Annotated in this window: 16 protein-coding genes and 1 pseudogene; 11 read left to right on the top strand and 6 right to left on the bottom strand. The window is 69.1% G+C overall.

All coding sequences use genetic code 11. From position 1 onward, the window contains the following. Positions 1-12 precede the first annotated feature (12 nt). A complete protein-coding gene (locus J0695_RS16010; protein WP_206962719.1) occupies positions 13-636 on the bottom strand; it encodes a hypothetical protein in 624 nt (207 codons plus the stop codon). A gap of 230 nt (positions 637-866) precedes the next feature. Between J0695_RS16010 and J0695_RS16005 the strand changes: the two genes are divergently transcribed. Further along, complete coding sequence (locus J0695_RS16005; protein ID WP_206962718.1) at positions 867-1271, top strand: DUF1003 domain-containing protein; 405 nt, start codon at positions 867-869, stop codon at positions 1269-1271. A gap of 309 nt (positions 1272-1580) precedes the next feature. Here the strand turns inward: J0695_RS16005 and J0695_RS16000 are convergent, their stop codons facing one another. The 4 genes and pseudogenes from J0695_RS16000 to J0695_RS15985 form a co-directional block, all read right to left on the bottom strand. Continuing rightward, complete coding sequence (locus tag J0695_RS16000) at positions 1581-2222, bottom strand: restriction endonuclease (protein WP_206962738.1); 642 nt, start codon at positions 2220-2222, stop codon at positions 1581-1583. A gap of 698 nt (positions 2223-2920) precedes the next feature. Next, positions 2921-3721, bottom strand: a pseudogene (locus J0695_RS15995) (maleylpyruvate isomerase family mycothiol-dependent enzyme). Positions 3722-4239: 518 nt separating this feature from the next. Beyond that, complete coding sequence (locus tag J0695_RS15990; RefSeq protein WP_206962717.1) at positions 4240-5409, bottom strand: serine hydrolase domain-containing protein; 1170 nt, start codon at positions 5407-5409, stop codon at positions 4240-4242. Between the two features lie 713 nt (positions 5410-6122). Further along, the gene (locus tag J0695_RS15985) at positions 6123-6566 is read right to left on the bottom strand and encodes a nuclear transport factor 2 family protein (protein ID WP_206962716.1); all 444 of its coding nucleotides are present in this window, start codon (positions 6564-6566) and stop codon (positions 6123-6125) included. A gap of 502 nt (positions 6567-7068) precedes the next feature. On the opposite strand from J0695_RS15985, the gene J0695_RS15980 reads away from it, so the two are divergent. The 7 genes from J0695_RS15980 to J0695_RS15950 all read left to right on the top strand — a co-directional run bounded on the left by J0695_RS15980 (position 7069) and on the right by J0695_RS15950 (position 16020). After that, a complete protein-coding gene (locus J0695_RS15980) occupies positions 7069-8508 on the top strand; it encodes an outer membrane protein assembly factor BamB family protein (RefSeq protein WP_206962715.1) in 1440 nt (479 codons plus the stop codon). A 107-nt stretch (positions 8509-8615) separates the two neighbouring features. Then, positions 8616-9881 (top strand): PQQ-dependent sugar dehydrogenase, encoded by a 1266-nt coding sequence (locus tag J0695_RS15975; protein WP_206962714.1) that lies wholly within the window; start codon positions 8616-8618, stop codon positions 9879-9881. Next, entirely contained in the window at positions 9878-11020 is a 1143-nt protein-coding gene (locus tag J0695_RS15970) for a 3-dehydroquinate synthase (protein ID WP_206962713.1), read from the top strand. The genes J0695_RS15975 and J0695_RS15970 overlap by 4 nt, the downstream gene beginning before the upstream one ends. 50 nt (positions 11021-11070) lie before the next feature. After that, positions 11071-12699 (top strand): class I adenylate-forming enzyme family protein, encoded by a 1629-nt coding sequence (locus tag J0695_RS15965; protein ID WP_206962712.1) that lies wholly within the window; start codon positions 11071-11073, stop codon positions 12697-12699. A gap of 100 nt (positions 12700-12799) precedes the next feature. After that, complete coding sequence (locus J0695_RS15960) at positions 12800-13450, top strand: TetR/AcrR family transcriptional regulator (protein ID WP_206962711.1); 651 nt, start codon at positions 12800-12802, stop codon at positions 13448-13450. Positions 13451-13468: 18 nt separating this feature from the next. Next, on the top strand, positions 13469-14542 hold the full coding sequence (locus tag J0695_RS15955; RefSeq protein WP_206962710.1) for a phosphotransferase family protein: 1074 nt from the start codon (positions 13469-13471) through the stop codon (positions 14540-14542). Continuing rightward, a complete protein-coding gene (locus J0695_RS15950) occupies positions 14539-16020 on the top strand; it encodes an aldehyde dehydrogenase family protein (protein WP_206962709.1) in 1482 nt (493 codons plus the stop codon). The genes J0695_RS15955 and J0695_RS15950 overlap by 4 nt, the downstream gene beginning before the upstream one ends. Positions 16021-16033: 13 nt before the next feature. Here J0695_RS15950 and J0695_RS15945 read toward each other — a convergent pair whose 3' ends face one another. Next, positions 16034-17704: an MFS transporter gene (locus J0695_RS15945; protein ID WP_307798648.1), complete on the bottom strand. Its 1671-nt coding sequence runs from the start codon at positions 17702-17704 to the stop codon at positions 16034-16036. A gap of 233 nt (positions 17705-17937) precedes the next feature. Here J0695_RS15945 and J0695_RS15940 point away from each other — a divergent pair, with 233 nt between their 5' ends. From J0695_RS15940 to J0695_RS15930, 3 genes are all read left to right on the top strand, one after another. After that, a complete protein-coding gene (locus J0695_RS15940) occupies positions 17938-18570 on the top strand; it encodes a TetR/AcrR family transcriptional regulator (protein ID WP_206962708.1) in 633 nt (210 codons plus the stop codon). A gap of 462 nt (positions 18571-19032) precedes the next feature. After that, entirely contained in the window at positions 19033-20742 is a 1710-nt protein-coding gene (locus J0695_RS15935; protein WP_307798647.1) for an MFS transporter, read from the top strand. After that, entirely contained in the window at positions 20739-22166 is a 1428-nt protein-coding gene (locus J0695_RS15930) for an amidase (protein ID WP_206962706.1), read from the top strand. The genes J0695_RS15935 and J0695_RS15930 overlap by 4 nt, the downstream gene beginning before the upstream one ends. Positions 22167-22181 lie beyond the last annotated feature (15 nt).

Here is a 22181-nt window from a genome sequence, read left to right as displayed (position 1 = left end):
AGGGGCGCCCTCTCAGCTCAGCCAGCGGTTGTCGCGCACGATCGCCGTGCGCTCCCAGCCACGGCCCAGGCCCCAGACGTGGCCGGCATGGCCGAGTGCGAGCGCGATGAGGATCGCGGCGTACAGGACGTGATAGTCGACCAAGGGGTTGGACGACATGCTCGGCTGACCGTTCGAGAGGTGCTGGGCCGGCGGCCATTCGGCAGCCCACATCAGCGCCATCATCACGGTGCCGGCCACCGCGGCGAACCGCAGCGCCACCCCTGACATCACAGCAACCCCGATGGCCAGCAGCCCCAGCATGAACAGCCAGTTCACCCAGGCGTCCCCGGCCATGCTGTGGAAGGTGGACTGGAACGGTCCTGCGGCAACGCCGCTGAGGAAGCCCTTGGTCGGCGAACCGCCGTCGATCCAGCCCTTGCCCGAAGGAGTCGCGTAGCCCCATCCGAACGCCTTGTCGAGGAAGGCCCAGAGGAAGACGAACCCGGTCAGGATCCGCACTCCCGCGAAGACCGTGGTGAACGCGGTCGACCGGGTGGTGTCACGCTCCGCGACCGATGTGGATGAGGCTGGTGCCCTGCGGCGCGAGGGGAACCGTAGTCCCGCTCGCCCCCTCGAATGATCGTGAACTGCCATGGCGATCCCGTCCTCCCGACACTGCCACTGCGAGTGCGGTGACTCCTTCAATGTGCCGCCCCGACCGTCGCCGCGCTGTGGGCCGAAGGTCCGCGCAGGGGGCCAACCGGCCCTAAAACGTGGCGCCATCAGGTTCCGGGCAGATGCGGCTGTTGCCGCGGACACCTGGGGTGGCACCATGCAGCATCTACCGCACTCCAACAGCCCTCTGAGGAAGCAGGCGCGTTCGGATGAGCGACCGAGAGGTCCCGCAGCAGCACCATCCCGTCGTTGCTGCCCACCGGTCCAAGCGCGCGGGCGACATCCAGTTGCGCATCGCTGATGCGATCACCAAGTTCGCCGGCTCCATGGTCTTCGTCTACCTCCATGCAGTGGGCTTCGTGCTCTGGATGCTGTTCGTGGAGTCCAACCCGTGGCCCATGCTGACCCTGGTCGTCTCCCTTGAGGCGATCTTCCTGTCGACCTTCGTCATGATCGGACAGAACCGGCAAGCAGAGTTTCAGCAGGCAAAAGCCGACCACGACTTCGTCGAACAAGAACTGGAGCTCAAGACGAACACCGAACTCACGCGGGCCATCCACACCATGACCACCGAACTCCACCGCAGGTTGATGGACAATCCGGACCAGCACTGACCAGAGAATCCCTGCACGACCGCGGAACGGCAGAGCCCAAGAATCCGACGAGGTGCCCGCCGGTCGTGCCGCGAAGGTCCTGTCGATGGCGAAACGGCTCGTGCCGAGTCGATCGAGCCTGCCTTCGCGCAGGTCCAGGTCCTGCACCTTCACAAGTTTGGATCAGCCCGGCGGTACTGCCCCCAAAGTGCGGGCACCGGTCCTGGCCCGCACACCCATTCCGGCACGGATTGACCGCCGGCCTTTCCACCGCAGCCCCGGCTGCAGGAGGGCCCCTTCGCCTTGCCGGCTCTCCCCCTCGTCGCGCCGCTACCGCCCGTATGTCTTCCTCCACTTGGACCGGTGACGCTTGTCGCCCTGGCCCGCACCATTCACGTGGACCAAGGACTCGAGCGAGGCGCCGTTGTTCCACAATCCGAAGTGGTCGCGGTGGATGGCGAGGATCCCGTGCTTCACCGCGAACTCCTCGGAGGGGCGGCTGAACCGCGTAGTCGCCACGAAGATCGCCACATCACCCTCGAAGTGCACCTTGGCTCCGAGCAGATCTCGCACTTCGCGGCTGGCAATCACCGCGCTCGGCGCGTACCGCTTGCACTGCACCACCATGGCCCGTCCGTCCGGCAGCCGCCCGAGCACGTCCGCACCGTTGTCGTGCGACCCACCCACGCGCCGCACCTCGGTGCACCCGTCTCTGCGGCACAGGTCGGCAACCAGGTCTTCGAACTCGGTGCCGGTCATCACGTCGACTTCTGCAAGGGTCCGGTGGCCGGCCTTCACTGCTTCCTGCTGTCGCCAGTTCAGGTCCCGGCTTCTCACGAGCCGGTCGGTGCGCCACAGCCACCACCCCAGGGCTCCCGTCCCGGCCACCACGACGAAACACACCACGTACAACCAGACCGTCGGCCAGAACACCGCCAGCAAGACGACCAGCAGTCCCCCACCACCGACCATCACCTTCAACCGCGCCTCGCGCCGCCTACGAGCAGCGGAGCGTCGTCTGCTCCGTACAGCCATTGCGCCCCCTCCCGACATCCCCTGCCATGCAGTCTGGACAAGGGTGGCCAGACCCGAAAGAGCGCTTGCCAGCCATGACCCAAAGTGGGCGACCCGCCGCTCGACACTCGATGGGCAAACTGCTGCCCGGGTCTGCACGAACATCCGAACAGTCCCTTCCTGGAAGTCATCAGGGCCGATAGGCCAGCCACGGCCGCCAACCGAGTTCCGCTCAGTCCCCGCGCACCGGCGTCGCTGCCCACTCGGCGTCCGACATGTCGGTGGGATACCGACGCTCGCGCGCCCCGTGGTCCCTGGCGTTCCCGAACCGGTGAGCCAGACAGTCACACGCGAGAGTGGCTGAAGTGGACCCCACTCCCGCGTTGCCGTAGAAATGCGACAACAGGGCCTCCTGGACCGCACGTTGGCTTCGACACGCTTCGAGCTGCCAAGAGGCCCTGCTCTCATGCACGGCAGTCGCGTCGCTTCTCGTGATCGCTGGGACGGACAAATTCGCACTGCCATCCAGGTAGACGGTCGGCTTGGTGACGCCCCGAGGCCGCCTCGCGGGTTTGAGCCCGGTGCCGCGACTGACGAACCTGGCGAAGAGTCGTGTCCTACCGGCTCGAGGCGCGGCCAACCGCCCCCGCTACGTCCTACTTCTCCTCCGGCTCCCAGGCGCGGAGCAGGTCGAGCAGCCCTGCGTCTCCGTCAACGTGCAAGGAGTCGGCCTGGATCCGGTCGTACAGGTAGAGGACCAGCTCACTGGCCGTGCCGTGGACGGAGGCGCCGGCTGCGTCCGAGTCTTCGCCGGTCGCGGCGGTGGGCGCGGGGATGCGGGTGGTGCGTGCGCCGTCGCCGTCGACGGTGAGGCGCTAGGAGCGGCCCTCGGCGGCGTGGAAGTCGAAGGCCGTGGGCTTGTGCGGCCAGGCACTCGGCGTTGCGCAGACGGTGAACAGGAACTCCTCCACACCGTCGAGTGCCAGCTCGACCGGCAGCGGCTGCGGGGCGCGCCCGGCGAGCTGGGCGTCGTAGGTGTGCACCGCGGTCTCCTGGACCCGGTGCCGGGCGGTGCCGCCGGCGGTCTGCGGTGACTGCGACGCGGGCCACCACGTCCAGCAACCGCCCTCCGGTCCCGCCGCACGCAGGGCGCCCAGCAGGAGCTGCGTCGACGCGTCCAGCCAGGCCAGCAGGGCCTCACGCTCCTGCGGCACTTCCAGCGCGGCGCGCGCGGCGACGGCCTCGGCCGGGGGAGCGTCGGCAGACCCCGCGCCGACGATGGCGGCCCAGAAGCGGTCTCCCCCACCCAGGTGCTTCACCAGATCGAACAGCGTCCACCCGGGGCAGGTCGGCACCTGCGCGTCGAGACCGGGCGCGGCGGCGACCACGGCGCGGAAGTCGGTCGACCGTTCATCGATCAGTCGCAACAGGTCAGGGAACTCAAGATTCTTTTCCACGCCGATGTCTATCACCGTGCTCCGGTGTTCGGACAGCGATTTTCAGGAGTTCCGTACGCACCGGCTCGATCTGCGGAGGGAGAACTTCTTCGTCCGGGCTGCCATCGTCCTGGAGCCCACTGGGAGGAGGCACGAGGGCGACCCCCGCTGCCGGCCGAGGGTGTGATCGAGTGGGCTGATTCCTCCTACCGCGGTCGCGCAGGAGACCGGGGCGGATATGCCGGGCCGAGACCTCTGGGCGTACGGGGCGGGGATCGACCCAGGGCCCCCCAGCACGCCGCATCCGAGTACGCGCGCAACTACAAGAGAGCCGTCGCCTCGCGGCTCGCCGACACCGCCCGCGAAGCCGGCGATGACCGGCGACGGGTGTAGCTCTTCCAGAGCGAGATCGGCGTGGTGGGCTGTTGCTGCCACGGATCGGTTGCCGGATCGTCGTGACCGGGATTTCGGGACCGGGAGACGACAGGGGGCGGGCCCCGGACGGCAGGCCCCGCCCCGCCTTTACGCCTTCGGCCTCGCTACTGCTTCGGGCAGAACTCCGCCTCGGCGACCGCCTCGCTGTCGCCCGACCAGTCACCGTTGAAGTTGAGGGCGAGTGAGTGACGTCCGTCGGCCGTGGTCAGCGCCAGGGACGAGGAGCCGTGGATGCCGCCGTCGTGGCCCCAGACCTCGCTGCCGCAGGACAGCTCGTTGCGCATCAGGCCGAGGCCGTAACCCACGTTCGGCGCGCCCTCGATCGGCACCGTGTCCTTCATCTCCTTGAGCTGGGCGGGCGGCAGCAGCTTTCCGCGCAGGAGGGCGCTGTAGAAGTGGTTCAGATCACCGGAGTCGGAGACCAGCTCGCCGGCCGACGAGGCCAGCGACGGGTTCAGCTCGGTGACGTCGTACGTCCTGTCCGTCGGCTTCGGCTCCTGGACGAGCTTCGAGTACGCGCGTGAACTCGGCCCCGGCATCGAGGCGTCGGTGCCGGGCAGGCTGGTGGCGCGCAGGCCGAGAGGTTCGATGATGCGCCGCTCGATCTCGTCCGCGTAGCCATGGCCCGAGACCTTCTTGATGATCATTCCGGCGAGTACGTAGTTGGTGTTGGAGTAGCTCCAGGAGGTGCCCGGCTCGAAGGTGGGCCGGTGCCCCATGGCGATCCTCACCAACTGCGAGGGCGTCCAGGTGTCGTAACGGTGCCTCAGGAACTCCTTGCTGAACACCCGCTCCCCGAAGGCGTCGTCCGTGGTGTAGTCGAAGATGCCACTGGTGTGGTTGAGCAGCTGCCGGACGCTGATTCTGCTGCCGTCGTGGCCCTGGCCGTGGACGACCCCGGGCAGCCACTGCTCGACCTTGTCGTCCAGATCGAGCTTCCCCTCGGCCTCCAGCTGGAGCAGCACCGTGGAGACGAACGTTTTGGTGATGGAGCCGACCCGGTAGCGGTCGTGGGCGCTGCGCGGCTGGCCCGTCTTCAGACTGCCGACGCCCGATGTGCCGTTCCAGCGCCCGTACTTGTCGACGGACTGCCCGGCGACGCCCGGCACTCCGTCCTTCACGGCAGCGTCCATCGCAGCCTGGGTTCCGGCGTGGTCCGATCGCCCGTCCGCACTTTTGTCCGCGGCCTGCGCGGGTGCCGCGAATCCGGTCGCGGCCAGCGCGCCCGCCACCGCGATGCCGATCAGGCCGGCGCGTACTGCACGTACTGCCATATGAGATCTCCTCAGACTGATGGTGGTCAGCGGGCAGGACCACGACCTGGTACGCGAGGGTTGACCGGGACGCCGGGGTTGATCGATTTCCAGCCCTTTAGCAGCGAGACCGTGAGGTGGTAGACCTGCCGGCCGGTGTGTGCGGGACGCGGTGGGTCTGGGCTGCGCCGTGAGGGCAGCAGTCCCGGGCCCCACATGCGAGGCAAGTACGAGTGCGTCCACCGGACCCGCTACCAGCACAGATACGGCCTCCCCGCTTGATCAGCCGAGTGCCAAGGAGGTCTCCACATATACGACCCCGCATCGTTCACGGACTGTGAGAACTGGTCCGGAGGGGCCCGTTGTGGCAGCCTCCGAGAGGCATATCCGGCTTCCCCGTCTCCCTCCGCATGCAGGTCGTCCTCGTGCACGGCGCGCACCGAACCGTCCAGGCGAACGACGAATATGTACTGACCGGGGCGGAAGCAGTCTCCCGCAAAGACACCGAGGTCTGCCGGAATCGGGTCCTGTTCCGAGTGGTCCGCCCCTGGCCGGAAGGGCACCCCTATGTACGGACCGCACTCTCATCCGTCCTGCACGCCCGGACCAGCCGGGGCGCGAGATTCCGAGCGGTGTGCAGGGTCTTCGCGCGTTGGCGCACCGCCAACGCCCGCCATCCCGATGTCCTGGCCGCCCAGAGACGTGAACGCGGCGTGATCCAACAATCCGGCGGGCTAGTCCACCGGGCTCGTACAGGCGCTGGCGATCATCTGGGTGTCCCAGTAGAAGGGGTTCACTTCCGTGATGCGTCCATCCTCGACGGTGATCGTCTGCAACATCGGAAAATCGAGATTCCGACCCGTGGCGCGGGCACGTGCGTGGACCTGAGTCAGCACCACGAGAGTGCCCTCCGTAGCCAGAAACTTCTGCTCCACCATCTCGAATGACTCCCACGCCCGGCTCATGGTCACGAAGAAACGCTCCATGCCATCGTGACCACGCCACACGCCGCCATAGGGCAGCGACTCCGCTTGGTGCAACACCACATCGGCGGCGAAGAACCGCGCGAGCGGCTCAAAGGTCGCGATGCCAGGCCCGCCAGCGGCCAAATACCGGGCCTCGGCCGCATACATGCCTTCAAGTACAGCCATACCGTCTGTTCCCGATGCCGTCGTCATGACAACACCCTGACTTTCCAGGACGGCCCATGCTGGCAGGTATCGGACATGGAGGTTCGTGCTGCCGTGCTGCTCCTCAGGCCGGCATGCACAGATAAAGGCCGTCTCGCCGACCCCGTGGACCATATCGGTCAGAGAACTAGCGTCGGATAGCCGCCCCGTGGTCCGTTCCCGTCGTGCGCTCGACAAGTTTCCCCGTCGGCACGCGGAAGTGACTGGCGGCCGAATACCCACCTGCCGGGCCCTGCCCCCCCTCAACCATCCCCTTCGGCCCGCCATCCCTCCGCGCAACACAGGTTGCCGCAGCGGGCGTTGACCACACGACTCCCGCATCATCCTCGGCGCAACTTATTGCACCTTGAGTGCAACGAGGCCATACTCCTGCCGCAGCCCAGCTTTTTGCACGGCGGGTGCTGATAGTTGCCCCGTCTCGCCCTTGCTCGACTCCCCTCCCCCGTACGGCACCGAGGAAGTAAGGAAGGCGAACAGAAGCATGCTTGTGATGACAAAGAAGTCGGTCACTGCTCTGGCGGCAGCCGTCGCGGCCACCCTCACCCTGGCCCTGGCCGGGCCGGGAGCCGCATCGCCCCCACAGCGAAAGGCAGTGCCTGCCGCGCAGGCCGGTACACCGGTGTCGACCGACTGGCCGTCGTTCGGTCATGACCTCGCCAACACGCGGAGCGCCGACGAGTGGCTCCTGAGCACCGCGAACGTCGCTCGGCTCAACGAAAAATGGAGCGCGGCGGGGGCGGCGGTGACCAGTACTCCAGCCGTCGTCGACGATGTCGTCTACTACTCCGACTTCGCGGGCAACCTCACGGCACGCAAGGCCGGATCAGGTGCCACGGTGTGGCAGACGAAGCTGAATCCGGCGCAACTGCCGGGCTCACCCGCGGTGGTGGGCGACACCGTCTACATCGCCGGCTACGGCGGCATGGTCTACGCCGTGGACAAGAAGACCGGCGCCAAGAAGTGGGGAGCGGGCATCGAGTCCACGCCGAACGCCCTGGTCTGGTCCTCGCCTGTCATCGCCGGCGACACTCTCGTCATCGGCAGCGCCTCCTTCCAGGTGTTCACACCGGCCAGCCCCCCGTTCCAGGGCAGCGTGGTCGGCCTCGACATCGCGACGGGCCGCGTGAAGTGGCGAACGCCCGTCTGTACCGCGGACTGCACCGGCGTGTCGGTGTGGTCGTCGGCGGCGGTCGACACGAGCCTGGGCCTGGCCTACATCGGCACGGGGCAGTCCTACAGCGCGCCCGCCGGTCCGATGTCGGACTCGCTGGTCGCGCTCGACTACCGCACCGGGAAAATCGCCTGGCATCACCAGTACACCGCCGATGACGTCTTCTCCGACGCCTCGCCGTACGGCAAGGACGCCGACCTGGGCGCCGCGCCGAACCTGTTCAACGTCAACGGCCGCCGGGTGGTCGGCTCCGGGGACAAGGGCGGCAGCTACAAGGCGTTCGACGCCAGGACCGGCGCCCCGGTGTGGTCCAGGAACCTCGTCAAGGGGACCCAGCTCGGCGGAATCGAGCACACCACCGCCTACGCCGACGGCACGATCTACGCGGTCGGCAACACCGAGGCCACGGCGACCAGCCGCGCCGACGCCCGCCCCACCGCCGCCACGCTGTTCGCCCTGAACGCCACGACGGGAGCCACCAAGTGGCAGGCCGACCTGCCGGAGGGCGGCTTCGGCGGCGTCGCGATCGCCAACGGGGTGCTGTACTTCACCACCTGGGAAGGCACCCTGCGCGCCCACAGCGCCGCCACCGGACGGACCCTGTTCACCAAGTACATCGGCACCCCGGACGGCGCCACGGCCATCGAGAAGGGTGCGGCCGGCGGCCCCACCGTCTCGGGCGGGCGGGTGTACGTCGGCTACGGCTGGACCTGGGGAGCGATCGCCCCCGGCGGCATCCGTTCGCTCGGCCTGTACTGACTCGTCCCCCGGCTCTCCCTGCAACGGCCCGCCTCGCGGCCGGAGCCACCTGCGGAGAAGCAGGCGGCCCCGGCCTCCCTCCCCCTTGGCAAGGAGCCCACCACCTCATGACCACTGCCCGGCCCCACATCACCCCGACGGCCTTCATGTCCCTGCAGCCCTTCGCCCGCGGTTTCCACTTCCCCACCGGCATCGCCTTCGACGAGCAGGGGCGCCTGTACGTCGCCGAGTCCGGCCTCCCGTTCGCCGGCGCACCGGCCGGAGGCCGCGTCTGGCGGGTCGACGAGAGCAACCGTGAGCTGCTGGCCGACGGGCTGCGCTCTCCAGTGACAGGACTGACCTGCCACGACGGGGCCCTGTACATCTCCGAGGGCGGCCAGCCGGGGCGGATCCTGCGACTCGCTCTCGAAGGCGGCCCGGTGGAAACGGTCCTGGACGACCTGCCGGGCGGCGGAAACTACCACACCAACATGACCGTCTTCGGCCCCGACGGCCGGCTGTACTTCAGCCAGGGGGCGGCCACCAACACCTCGATCATCGGTCTGGATGCCCTCGACATCGCCTGGCTCAAGCAGATTCCGCACCCGGTCGACATCCCCGGCCACGACATCGAACTCACCGGAGTACGCGCCCGAACGGACAACCCACTGGAGGCGGGAACGACGGCGACGACCGGCCCGTTCGCCCAGTTCGGCCGCGCACACCCGGTGGGCACGCGTCTTGCCGCGCAACTTCCCTGTACCTCAGCGGTGATGAGCTGCGCACCGGACGGCAGTGATCTGCGGCTGGTGGCGTGGGGGCTGCGCAACGCCTTCGGCCTGCTGTTCCTGCCCGACGGACGGCTGCTGGCCACCGACCAGGGCGCCGACGACCGCGGCAGCCGCCCGGTCGGCGAGGTCCCCGAACTGCTCTACGAGGTGCGACAGGGTGCCTGGTACGGATGGCCCGACTACATCGGCGCCGTGCCGGTCGACGCCCCCCGCTTCGCCCCTGACGGAGGTGAGGCCCCCGCCTTCGTGCTGGCCAATCACGACGAACTCCCCGCCCCTGAGACGCCCTTGGTGGCCTTCGAGCCTCATGTGTCGGCGGTGAAGATGGACGCTTCTCCGGACGGGCGGATCGTGGTAGCCCTGTTCGGTGACGAGATACCGATGACCGCACCGCGTGGGCCGCGCGTCGGCAGGTGTTTCGCCGTCGTGGACCCGCGCGACTGGAGCACCACCACCGTCTCCTCACCCCTCAAGCGCCCCATCGACGTCAAGTTCGGCCCGGACGGTCACCTCTATGCGCTGGACTTCGGCCATTTCGAGCCGGGCAAGGGCACCATGGACGCGGCCGCGGGCAATGGCGCGGTGTGGCGGATGTCCTGGTGACCGCGGAGCTCACGGCCCGCTTCACCGTCACCTACCGCTACGGCGTGCACTTCACCACCGACGCCCTCCACCCCGACGATCCGACCCTCGCCGGGGTACTGCGCGACGGCGGCAGCCGGGTCCTCGCCGTACTGGATGCCGGGCTGCTCGCCGCACAGCCCGCCCTGCCCGACCGGCTGGCCGCCTACGGCAAACGGCACTCCGAACACCTGGAGTTCGCCGGCGAACCGATCGTCCTGCCCGCGGGTGAGCGTGCCAAGGACGGCATGTGGCACGGATCCGCGCTCCGCGGGGCCGTCGCGGAGCGTCATCTGGACCGGCATGCGTACGTATTGGCCATCGGCGGAGGCGCGATCCTGGATGCCGCGGGATTCGCCGCGGCGACCGCGCACCGCGGGATACGACTGATCCGCATGCCGAGTACGGTCCTCGCGCAGGCGGACGCCGGGATCGGGGTGAAGAACGGTGTCAACGCCTGCGGTCAGAAGAATTTCATCGGCACCTTCACCCCGCCGAGGGCCGTCATCAACGACACGAGCCTGCTGTCGACGCTCTCGGACCGGGACTGGCGCTCGGGCACGAGCGAGGCGGTGAAGATCGCCGCACTGAAGGACGCGGAGTTCTTCGACCGCATCGAGGCCGACGCGCCCGCGTTGGCCGCCCGGGACAGTGCGGCGATGCACCGGCTCATCCGGCGCTGCGCACAGCTGCATCTGGAGCACATCACCGGCGCCGGGGACCCCTTCGAGACAGGATCGGGCCGGCCACTGGACTTCGGCCACTGGGCGGCCCACAAACTGGAGCAGCTCAGCGGATTCAGGCTGCGCCACGGTGAGGCGGTCGCCCTCGGCGTCGCCATCGACACCACCTACGCCCACCGCACCGGGCTGCTGCCCAAGTCCGCCTGGCGGCGCGTGATGTCGCTGCTCGCGGCGCTCGGCTTCCAGGCGTACGTTCCCGAGCTCGCCGATCCCCGTCTCCCGGACGGACTGGGCGAGTTCGCGGAGCACATCGGCGGGCCGCTCACCCTTACCACCCTCACCGCACTCGGCCGGGGCATCGATGTGCGTGACATCGATCTCGCGGCGATGACCGCAAGCATCCACCACGTCAACCGCTGGGCCCAGGCAACACGGTGAGGCCCCATCCCCGGACCAGCGCCCGGCACGGACAGAAAGCAGGATGGGCAATGTCGATCCATCACGAGTTGAATCTGGCCCTGCTCCCCGAGGCCGCGTACGAACGACACGGAGACCACGACGCATTGGTGTACGACGGGCAGGTCCACCGGTTCGGGGAGCTGCAGGAGCGAGCCGCGAGGATCGGCGGCGCGCTGAGCCGACTCGGCATCCGGCCGGGGGACCGGGTCGTCGTACTGATGGCGAACCGGCCCGAGGTGTCCGTCGCGTACAACGCCATCTGGCGGTCCGGCGCTGTGGTCACCCCGGTGATGTTCCTGGTGACCCCGGGCGAACTCGCCCACATCCTGACCGACTCCGGAGCCCGCGCGATCATCACCGCCTCGGGCCTGCTCGCCACCGTCGCCGCGGCCGCGGCCGATGCGCCCGATCTGCAGCACCTGCTCCTGGTGGACGAGCTCCCTGAGGAGGCGGCAGCCGGCCTGCCGGGAACCCTGACCGTCTCCACCTTCACCGACCTCGAAGCCGCCGACGCCGATGCCGACGCCACGGGAATCGTCACCCGCGGGAACGAAGAGCTGGCCGCCCTGCTCTACACCGGCGGCACCACCGGCCGCGCCAAGGGGGTCATGCTCAGCCACCGCAACCTGCACACGTGCTCACTCGCCGCGTACCAGGCAGGGGAGGAACCCGGACTGACCGACACCATCAACCGCACCCTCGTCCCGCTGCCCCTGTCCCATGCTTACGGACTGATCGTGACGCTGGCCGGCTGGCAGGCCCCCAAGCCTCAACTCGCCGTACTGCAACGCTGGTTCGACCCGGCCGAATGGCTCACCCTCGCTCACGAGCACCGCATCCAGCGCACCACCCTGGTCCCCAGCATGATCCAGATGCTGCTCGGCCAGCCCCTGGAGAACGCCGACCTGTCCGAACTGCGCCTGGTCAACAGCGGCGGCGCTCCACTCCCCTACGAAACCCGGCTCGCCTGGCAGGAGCGCCTGCCCCACAGCCGCATCCTGGAGGGCTACGGCCTGACGGAATCCGGCTCGGTCGTCTCCGCCACCCGGCCCGGCCACATCCGCCCCGACTCCGTCGGCCGGCCGCTGCCCGGATACGCCGTCGAGATCCGCGACGACACGGACCGCGCCCTGCCCGCCGGCAGCGACGGCGAGATCTGCGTACGCTCCGCCGGGGTGATGAGCGGCTACTGGCACGCCCCCACCCTGACCGCCCGGACACTGCGCGACGGCTGGCTGTACACCGGCGACATCGGCCACCTCGACACCGACGGCTTCCTCTACATCGTCGACCGCAAGAAGGACCTCATCCTGCGCGGCGGCTTCAACATTTTTCCCCGCGACATCGAAGACACCCTCATCACCCACCCGAGCGTCGCCCAAGCCGGTGTGGTCGGCCGCCCCGACCCCCGCCTCGGCGAAGAGGTCGTGGCATTCGTCGCACTGCATCCCGGCTGCCGGACGGATCCCGCGGAGTTGATCGCGTACGCGCGCGACCATCTGGCGGCCCACAAATATCCGCGCGAGATCCGTGTGATCGACCGACTCCCCCTGACCAGTGTCGGAAAGCTCGACCGCAAGGCGCTCCGCGCCTACGCCGAGCAGGACCGCGCACCACAGGATGGTTCCGCCGTGCAGCAGCCTGCCGAGGGCTCGTGACGTGCCCCCGCCGTCTCGCTCAGCCACAGCGCACACCCACGATCGCCCCGAATCGTGCACCCCACCTGCCGCACGGCCACAGCATGGGAGCCGCCCCGACATGACGAAGCGACCAACCGCCCCGCACCACACGCCCCAAGACGCGGACAACAGCAAGAATCCAGCGGACGGCCGCGCGGCACGCTCCCAGCGCACCCGGCTGGCCATCATCGACGCCATTCGCGCCCTGAACGACGAGGGCGACCTGCGGCCGACCGCGCCCCGGATCGCCAAGCAGGCCGGCGTGTCCCTGCGCACCGTATGGATGCACTTCGAGGATATGGAGAGCCTGCTCGCCCACGCCGGCCGGCGGGACGTGGAGATCCTGCTGTCCCTGCTCGAACCGATCCCGCCCCAGAGCCCACTGGCCGAAAGGATCGAGGCGTTCGTCGCGCAGCGGGCACACGTGCTGGAGACCATGGCGCCGAGTTGGCGAGCCGCCCGCATTCATGAACCGTTCTCGGCGGAACTGCGGCTGATCAAGCAGGAGACGCTCGCCCTGGCCCGCGCCGATGTGGAATCGGTCTTTGACACGGAACTCGCCCGACTGCCCGCACCCGCTCGCGAAGTACTCCTGGACGCTCTGCTCGCCACCAGCGTCTGGCCGTACTGGGAGACGCTGCGCACCGACCTGCATCTGAGCGAGGAGCAGGCACGCACCACACTCGACCTCACCATCAGGGGTCTCCTCAGCCGCACCGAGCTGCACTGACCTCGACCAGGAGCGAGAGTGGGCAAGGAAGAACGCGACACCGAACCGATGGGGACGAGTCCGCAGGCATCAGGGCCGCCGGGGGTGGATCCGGTCGCTCTGCGGGCCCATCTCGACCGTGCCCTGCCGGGACACGTGGTGGGCGAGATCAGAGTCCGGCGCATCGAGGGCGGGCGGTCGAACCTCACGTATCTGCTGACCGACGACATCCACCGCTGCGTCCTGCGCCGCCCACCGCTGGGCCAACTGCCGGACACCGCACACGACATGGGACGCGAATACCGGGTGCTGTCCGCCCTGGCGGACTCGGCGGTGCCGGTCCCCACCCCAGTGCTCCTCTGCCCGGACCCGGTGGTGATCGGGGCGCCCTTCTACGTCATGGATCATGTGGACGGCACGGTCTACCGGAGCGCCGAGGACCTCGCCCCGCTCGGGGCGCGGCGCAGTGGAGCCATCGTTCGCGACCTCCTGGACCACCTGGCCCGGATCCACGCGCTCGACCCCGCCGCGGTGGGCCTGGCCGACTTCGGACGCCCCGCAGGATTTCTCGCCCGCCAACCACGCCGCTGGAAAACCCAGCTCGCGACGGCCACCGGATCACGGGCGCTGCCCGAGGCAGAGCAGCTGCACAGTCGCCTGGCCGCACAGGTACCCGCGGGTGCACCCGCCTGCCTGATCCACGGCGACTACCGGCTGGACAACGTATTGATCGACGCGGATGACCGGGTGGCAGCCGTACTCGACTGGGAACTCGCCACCGTCGGCGACCCGCTCACCGACGTGGCGCTCTTCCTCGTCTACTACGCATCGCTGAACGGCGCGATGCCCACCGACGTGGACGTACTCGCGGCACCGCATCCGGACCTTCCCACCGGAGCATCCCTGCTGGCCCGCTACCAACACCACCGACCGCTCGACCTGGACCGCCTCGACTGGTACCTCGCGCTGGCCTTCTTCAAGCTGGCCGTCCTCACCGAGCACCTGCAGGCCCAGCACCACAGCGCTATGACCGTGTCTCTCCTGCGGGCCGGACTGACCGCCCTGGCCCGCGATCCCGGCCCGACGAACATTCCACCAGGAGAAGTCGTATGACCGACACCACCGCGCCCCGAACAGCCGCCGCCGACGACGACGCTCAGGCAATCAGCGAACTGCGGCGGCTGCACGCCACACAGCGCCGGGCGTTCCTCACCGACCCGTATCCGAGCGTGAGTGAACGCAAGTCCCATCTCGCCGCCCTGGCGCACATGGTGCTCAGCCACCGGGACGAGATACGGGCGGCCATGAGCGCCGACTTCGGAGTCCATCCACCGCTGTTCACCGACCTCGTCGAGGTCCTCGGCTTCGCCGGCCGCGCGCAGTACGCGGCAAAGGAACTCGACGTGTGGATGGCCGACGGCGAACGCCACGCCGACCCCACCCTGTTCGGCACGGCGACGGCCACGGTCCGCTACCAGCCCAAGGGCGTCATCGGACTCATCGTCCCCTGGAACTTCCCCTTCGACCTGGCACTCGGCCCGCTCACCGAGATGCTCGCCGCAGGCAACCGAGTGGTGATCAAACCGTCCGAGGAGGCCCCCGCCTGCGCCGAATTGCTGCACCGCATGGTGACCGGGGCATTCGACGAGGACCGGGTGGCCGTCAGCGTCGGCGGAGTCGGGCTCGCCCGGCATTTCCCGGCCGTGGCCTGGGACCATCTGCTGTTCACCGGCAGCCCACGGATCGGGCGTGAGGTGGCGCGAGCGGCGGCCACGAACCTGACACCCCTCACCCTGGAACTCGGCGGCAAATGCCCCGCCCTGCTGGACACGGACAGCGTGGACGCGGACACCGTGCGCCAAGTGATCGGCACCAAGCTCGTCAAGAACGGCCAGATGTGCATCTCCGTCGACCACGTCCTCGTTCCTCGTACGCTCCTCGACGCGTTCGTCGCCCACGCACAGGCCCATATCGCCAAGGCGCTGCCCGACTACGCCTCCGGCCCCGACTGCACCGGGCTCATCACCGGACGCCATCTGCGGCGGATCACCGCCATGGTCGAACAGGCCCGGGACGCCGGGGCACGGATTCTCACCCTCGGCGGCCCCGGGGACCCCGCGACCAGGCGCCTTCCGCTCACCTTGGTGATCGACCCGCCTGCCGGACTGCGCCTCATGGAAGAGGAGATCTTCGGGCCCGTCCTGCCCGTCATCGGGTACGACGACCTCACCGACGCCCTGACCGAACTCAACGCCGGACCCCGACCGCTGGCCCTGTACGTCTTCAGCAAGAACCCCGCCGTGGCCGAACACGTACTGCGGCACACCACGTCCGGCGGCGCCTGCGTCAACGTCTGCGCCGTCCACGGAGCACTGCCCGCCCTCGCCTTCGGCGGCGTCGGACACAGCGGTTACGGCCGCCACCACGGCGTCGAGGGATTCCGCGAGTTCTCCAACCCGCGAGGCGTGGTGGTACGCGGCACGGGCGATCTGACGGAGGTGTTCCTGCCCCCGTACACATCCGCGGCGCAGTCCGTGGTGCAGGCCGCATTCCACCCCGCAGGACCGGAGCGGGACGCACCGGCGCCCTGACAGGACACTCGGCTCACGCGACGGTCGACAGCGCGTTCAGTTCGCGGTCGACCGCCGCCTGGTGTGCCTCGGCGTCCTCACGCGCGCCGCGCGGACTCCAGCGGCCCTTCATCACGAAGACGAAGGGCAGGAACACAATCTGTCCCCCCATGCAGACGAGCCACCAGGTGCGCCACTCCCCCGGCCCGTCCTTCGCGGCCTTCGCCACCTCTTTCCCGTGCTCCTGCAGGACCTTCAGCTGTGGCTGTGCCTTCTGTACGACCGCGAGATCGGCGAGCCCCACTTCCTGCGCCGCCCTGGCCTGGAGTTCGCCGGGAGCCTTGCCCGGCGGGTACTTGGCGAGTTCGGTGAAGAGCGGCTGGTGTGCGGAGACGACGGCCAGCGCCGGGCCGGCCGCGACCTGCGCACTCCGTACCTCATTCCCGTGCTCGGCTATCGGCGTCACCGAGGCCACCACGACCGGCAGGAACGCCGCAGAGACGGCGACGACGACACGCAGGATCCAGCCCCAGACAGCGAGTCCGGTGGCGGTCGCGGCCGGGTTGCGGCGCTCGACGGTCTCGGTGAGGCCGGCCATCCACGGCGCGTACGTCAGCCCGCTGAAGACGCCCATGCCGACGAAGAGCCACGCGAAGGTGTAGTACCCGGTGTCCCGGTGCGTGGCGAGAGCGGCGAACACCGCGGTTCCGGCCACCGATCCGACCCCGCCCACGAGCATCAGGGGCTTGCGTACCCCCAGCCGGTCGGAAAGGACACCCGCCGAGATCAGCGAGACGGCGGTCGCCGCCCAGTACCAGTTGGCCAGGGCATTGGCACGCTGCTCGCTGTAGCCGAACGTGGCGGAGTAATAGATGACGAGGTTGCCGACCGCCGCGTAGTAGAAGAGCAGGAAGACGCTGATGGCGAAGGCGGGCCCGATGACGTCAAGGCGCATCATCTGGCGCCAGTGGCCGCCGGTCCGGGCGCTGTCCTCGATGCCGCGGGCGCGTGCTTCGACCAGGGCGCGGTCGCGCAGGCTGACCATGACCTGGTCGCGCAGCCGTGGCGAGAGTTCCTTGAGGCCGAGCAGGGCGATGACGAAGACGACCAGCGCGCTGACACCGGCGTAGCGGAGTTCGTCCTGCCAGCTGGAGGTGTCGAGCGTCGCGCTGGTCACCGAGGTGACGACGAGGCTGCCGATGACGGGGCCCATGGTCCACGAGCCCATGGCCGTCGCGCGGCCGACCTGGGGTGAGAAGTCGCGGATCAGCGCGGGTGTGGCCACCAGGACGATGCCCTCGATGAAGTAGAGCGCGGAGAACAGAACGAGGTAGGCCGTCTTGTTCTGTGCGCTCGGCAGGAACAGGACGAGCACGGCGGCCAGGAGGAGCCCGTACACGACCATGTTCGCGCGGCCCCAGCGGTCGGCGAGACCGGCGATCAGGGAGGCGAAGGCGCCGATCGCGTTGCCCAGGACGGACAGGAGGATGAAGTATCCGAAGGTCATGTCGTAGTGCGCGATGATCGAGGTGGCGACCGCGTACTGCACGTAGAGCAGGTAGTAGAGAACGATCGTCGTGGCGATCACGATGCCCAGGCACGCGTAGCGGCGGGCGGGATCCGGGTACGAGGCGAGGTCCCGGCGCCACAGCCGGGAGAGCGCACCGGGCGGGGCGTCGTCGGTGACGAACGATGAGACGGACACGCGGCGGCTCCTGTTGATGACGGGATGCCCGATCGCTGATGCGGTCCGGGCACATGCGCTGTGCACAGGGCGATGTGGCAAGCAGTATGCGAGCAGCCGCAGGCGCGCACAAGATTCTGGAACGCTCGCGTTCTTGATTCTTTACGAACCGCTCCGCACCGGCCGGGCTATGGTCGTCGCGCCGGCACAGGGCACTGCGGCGAACAGGTCCGCGGCACGAGGGGGAACACGAAGTGGGCGAGCAGGTGCAGGGCACAACCTCGCGCAGCGGGACGTACGGCGGCCAGTCGCGCGAGGAGCGTGCGGCCGACCGGCGCGGCCGCATCATGCAGGCGGCACTGGAGCTCTTCGCCGCGCGCTCGTACGACGAGGTCACCGTCGCCGAGGTGTGCGCCCGCGCCAAGGTGTCCAAACGGTACTTCTACGAGGACTTCACCGACCGCGAGAGCCTGTTGAGGGCCGTCCACCACGAGCGCAACGACTGGCTCCTGGCCGGAATCGCCGCGGCCGCCCCAAAGGAGCCTGAGGACCTCGAAGCCCTTTACCGGCCCATGATGACGACACTGGTCCAGATGCTCGTCGAGCACCCCGAATCGGCGCGGGTCATCTACATCAACGCGCCGCGCATGGAGCTCCGCCGCCGTGGACTGCTGCGCAAGAACGCCGAGTTGTTCGGCCGGCTGACCCGGCGTGCGATCACGCGCCCCCGCGACAAGCAAGGCTACGAACGCATGTTGCTCGCCCTGGTGGCGGGCGTCACCGAGGTGATCATCGACTGGCTGGAGCGGGGCATGACGGACGACGCCGAGGCGCTGGTCACGCATCTGACCTGGTTCGCCACAACCCTGCTCACCAGCCTCAGGTGAGGAACATCCGCACATCGCCCATCAGGTACGCCAACGTTCCTGATGGGGCGCCCGCCGCCCCACAGGACCGATCGCCCGGTCACAGCACAGCCGGCTCCTCCGCGACCTTCCGCAGAGCCGCAGGGGAGAGCACCCCGTATGGGAGTTGCGGGCATTCGCCATAGCGCCCCTCGCTCCGGCCGGGACACGCGAGGCGACGGCCAGGAGCGAGGCAGCTGCCCTCGGCCTGCTCTCCCTCGCTGCGACGCGTCGCAAGTGCCACCGTCCGCTTCACCACCCTGCTCCGGCGGCCCGCGCGACGCCACCCGGAAAGCGGGCCGAATGGCCCCGTCCGCCACCCGGAACGAGCGCCGGTCGCATGAAAGTTCTGTTCGACCCCTTCTCCGTACCGACTGGTCGGTACTACCCTCGCGCCGACGAGCACGCACTGCGGCGTGCCGTTGACCAGCCATGGGAGGCAAGGTGTCGATTTCGCCACCGGCGACGACGGAGCCGCGTACGACCAGGACGGCGCCCACGGTGCTGCGGGGCCTGGGCTCGCGACGGCTCGACGGGTACCCCGAACGCGGCGCGCGGTACTGGTACTTGGGGATCGTCGTGCTGGTCACGATCGTTCTCTACTACCAGCTGTACATCCAGTACGCGGTGTCGACCGCCATCATCGGCCAGTACCACATGACGTTCCTGTACTTCGTGTACATATCGGTCGCCGCCAACGCGGTAGGAGCCTTCTCCTCACTGGTGGCCGGTCTCGCCGATCGCTGGGGCCGGGCCAACATCGTGGTCTACGGCCTTCTGGCGGTCGGCCTGCTCACCACGTTCGCGCTGCCCGAAGCGCCGGGGAAGGTGAGCTATCTGCTCATCTACTCCGCCATCGCGTTCGTCGAGGGCATGATCCTGGTGGCCACCCCCGCGCTCATCCGTGACTTCTCACCGCAGCTGGGCCGCGCCTCGGCCATGGGCTACTGGACGATGGGCCCGATCATCGGCAGCCTCGTCGTCACCGCCGTCACCTCGCGCACCTACGGCGGGGACACCACTTGGCACGACGAGATCCGCTTCGCCGGTATCAGCGGTCTGGTCCTGTTCGTCGTCGCCCTGTTCGGCCTGCGCGAGCTCGCCCCGGCGTTGCGCGACCAGATCATGGTGAGTCTGCGGGACCGGGCGCTGATCGAGGCCCGCGCCAAGGGCATCGACACCAACTCCTCGTCGCACGGCCAGTGGCGTCAGATGCTGCGCCTCGACGTCATCGGGTCGGCCGTGGCCATCAGCCTCTATCTGCTCCTGTACTACGCCGCCGTCGGCAACTTCGTCCTCTACTTCGCGACGGCCTTCGGCTACTCCGCGCAGCGCGCGAACGCCCTCCTGAACTGGTACTGGGGAGCGAACGCCGTCGCGCTCGTCGTGGCGGGCCTCGTCTCCGACCGGCTGCGCGTGCGCAAGCCGTTCATGCTGCTGGGCGGGATCGGGTCCATCGGTTTCACCTTGTGGTTCACCCTGCGCGCCACGGCAGCGCACACCGACTACTACACGTTCGCCCTGATCGTGGCGGGCATCGGCGTGACCAGCGGCATCGCCTACTCCCCGTGGATGGCGAGCTTCACCGAGACCGTGGAACGGCACAATCCGGCCGCCACCGCGACGGGGCTCGCCATCTGGGGCTGGACCGTACGCATCACGGTCGCCCTGTCCGCCGCCTTCGTACCGCTCGTGGTGAACACCGTGACCCCGCTGATCGAGCACGGTCCCGCGGTCGCGCAGGCCTCGGTCCAGGCCGGCCCGGCGCTGGCGGTGACCGAGGCGCATCCCAAGCTCTTCGCGGAACTCGGCGCGTACGCACCGGACAAGGTCCCCGCCTCGCTGCTCGCCCGCGCACAGAAGGAGGTCGGCACGGAGGGGCTGCTGACGGTACAGAAGGCGGCGCCGCAGCTGAAGATCCTTCGCGAGCACGGCGCCGAGGTGCAGAAGGCCAGTGCCGACAACCCGGGCAAGTGGCAGACCTGGTGGTGGGTGTGCCTGGGCGGGCAGGTGCTGTTCCTGCCGTTCGTTTTCGTGATGACCGGCCGATGGCGGCCGCGTGACGCCCGGCGCGACCTCGAACTGCACGAGGAAGCCGTGGCCAGGCAGGTCGCCGAGATGAAGGCAGGCACCCAGGAAGGACACACCGTATGACCGCCCCGACGCGCCTGCATGAACTCACCGCGCTCGAACAGGCCGCCGCCGTGAGGAAGGGCGAGGTGGGCCCGCTGGATCTCGTACGCCACCATCTCGATCGCGCGGAGGAGTACGACGAGCGCTTCGGTGTCTTCCTGGCGCGTACCCCCGAAGCGGCACTCTCCGAGGCGGCGGCGCTCCAGAAGCGCCGGACCGGGGACCCTTCGGCGCTGTTCGGCGTGCCGACCGCGGTCAAGGACCTTGTCGACACGGCCGGGATCCCGACCACGTACGGGTCGAAGGCCTTCGCCGGTCATGTCCCCACCGAGGACGCCCACAGCGTGACCCGGATGCGCGCGGCCGGGACCATCAGCCTCGGGAAGACCAACACCCCTGAGTTCGGGTGCTGTTGTTATACGGACAACGATCTCGCGGGCCCTGCCCTGAACCCCTGGGACCCGGAGCTCTCCGCCGGGGGATCGAGCGGCGGGGCCGCGGTGGCCGTGGCGCTCGGCCTGGTCCCCGTCGCGCACGCCAGTGACGGCGGCGGTTCCATCAGGATCCCGGCGAGCATCTGCGGTCTGTTCGGCATCAAACCCTCGCGCGGGCGCGTCAGTTCGGGCCCTTCGGGCTCCGAGGTCACCGGTCTTGCCGTACAAGGTCCGCTGGCGCGGTCGGTGCGTGACGCGGCGGCCCTGCTCGATGTGCTGGCCGGGCCAGAACCCGGCGACCCGCACTGGGCGCCGCCGCTGCCGGACGGCGAGACGTTTCTCGGCCACGCCGAGAGGCCTCCCGGGCGGCTGCGCATCGGCCGGTACGCGACACCGGCCGCCGAGGGCATCACGGTGGACCCGGCGTGCCTGGCCGCCTGGGAACAGGCCTCCCGCCTGCTGGAGAGCCTCGGGCACACCGTGGAGGACATGCCCACGCCCTTCGGCCCCGAGATCTCCGGCCACTTCGCGACCGCGTGGAGTGTGCAGTCCCTCGGGCGCCGGCTGGACGCCGAGCGGGAGGCGCTGCTGCGGCCGGTGACTCGGGCCTGGCGGGAGTACGGGCGCGGGATCTCGGGCGAGCAGTTCGCCGCGGCCGTCACCGGGATGCACAGTGCGGCGCGCGGTGCGATCCGTGCGACACAGCAGTACGACGTCGTACTCACCCCGACCCTCGCGACGCTCCCGCAGAGCGTCGGGTTCTTCGACGAGTCCGGCGACCCGCTGCTGAACCTGCGCCGGCAGAGCGCGTTCAGCGCGTTCACCAGTCCGTACAACATCACGGGTCAGCCGGCCGTGAGCCTTCCGCTGTACTGGACCGACGGGGACCGGATTCCCGTCGGCGTCCAGCTCGTGGGCCGCCCCGCCGACGAGGCCACACTGATCGCGCTGAGTGCCCAGGTCGAGGAGGCGAGTCCCTGGCGTGACCGGTACGCACGTCTGCTGTCGTGAGGGCGCGGGGGTGAG

Source organism: Streptomyces beijiangensis (assembly GCF_017315755.1).
Taxonomy (GTDB): domain Bacteria; phylum Actinomycetota; class Actinomycetes; order Streptomycetales; family Streptomycetaceae; genus Streptomyces; species Streptomyces beijiangensis.
Note: the sequence above shows the minus strand (reverse complement) of the source record. Positions and strands in the feature narration are given on the sequence as shown.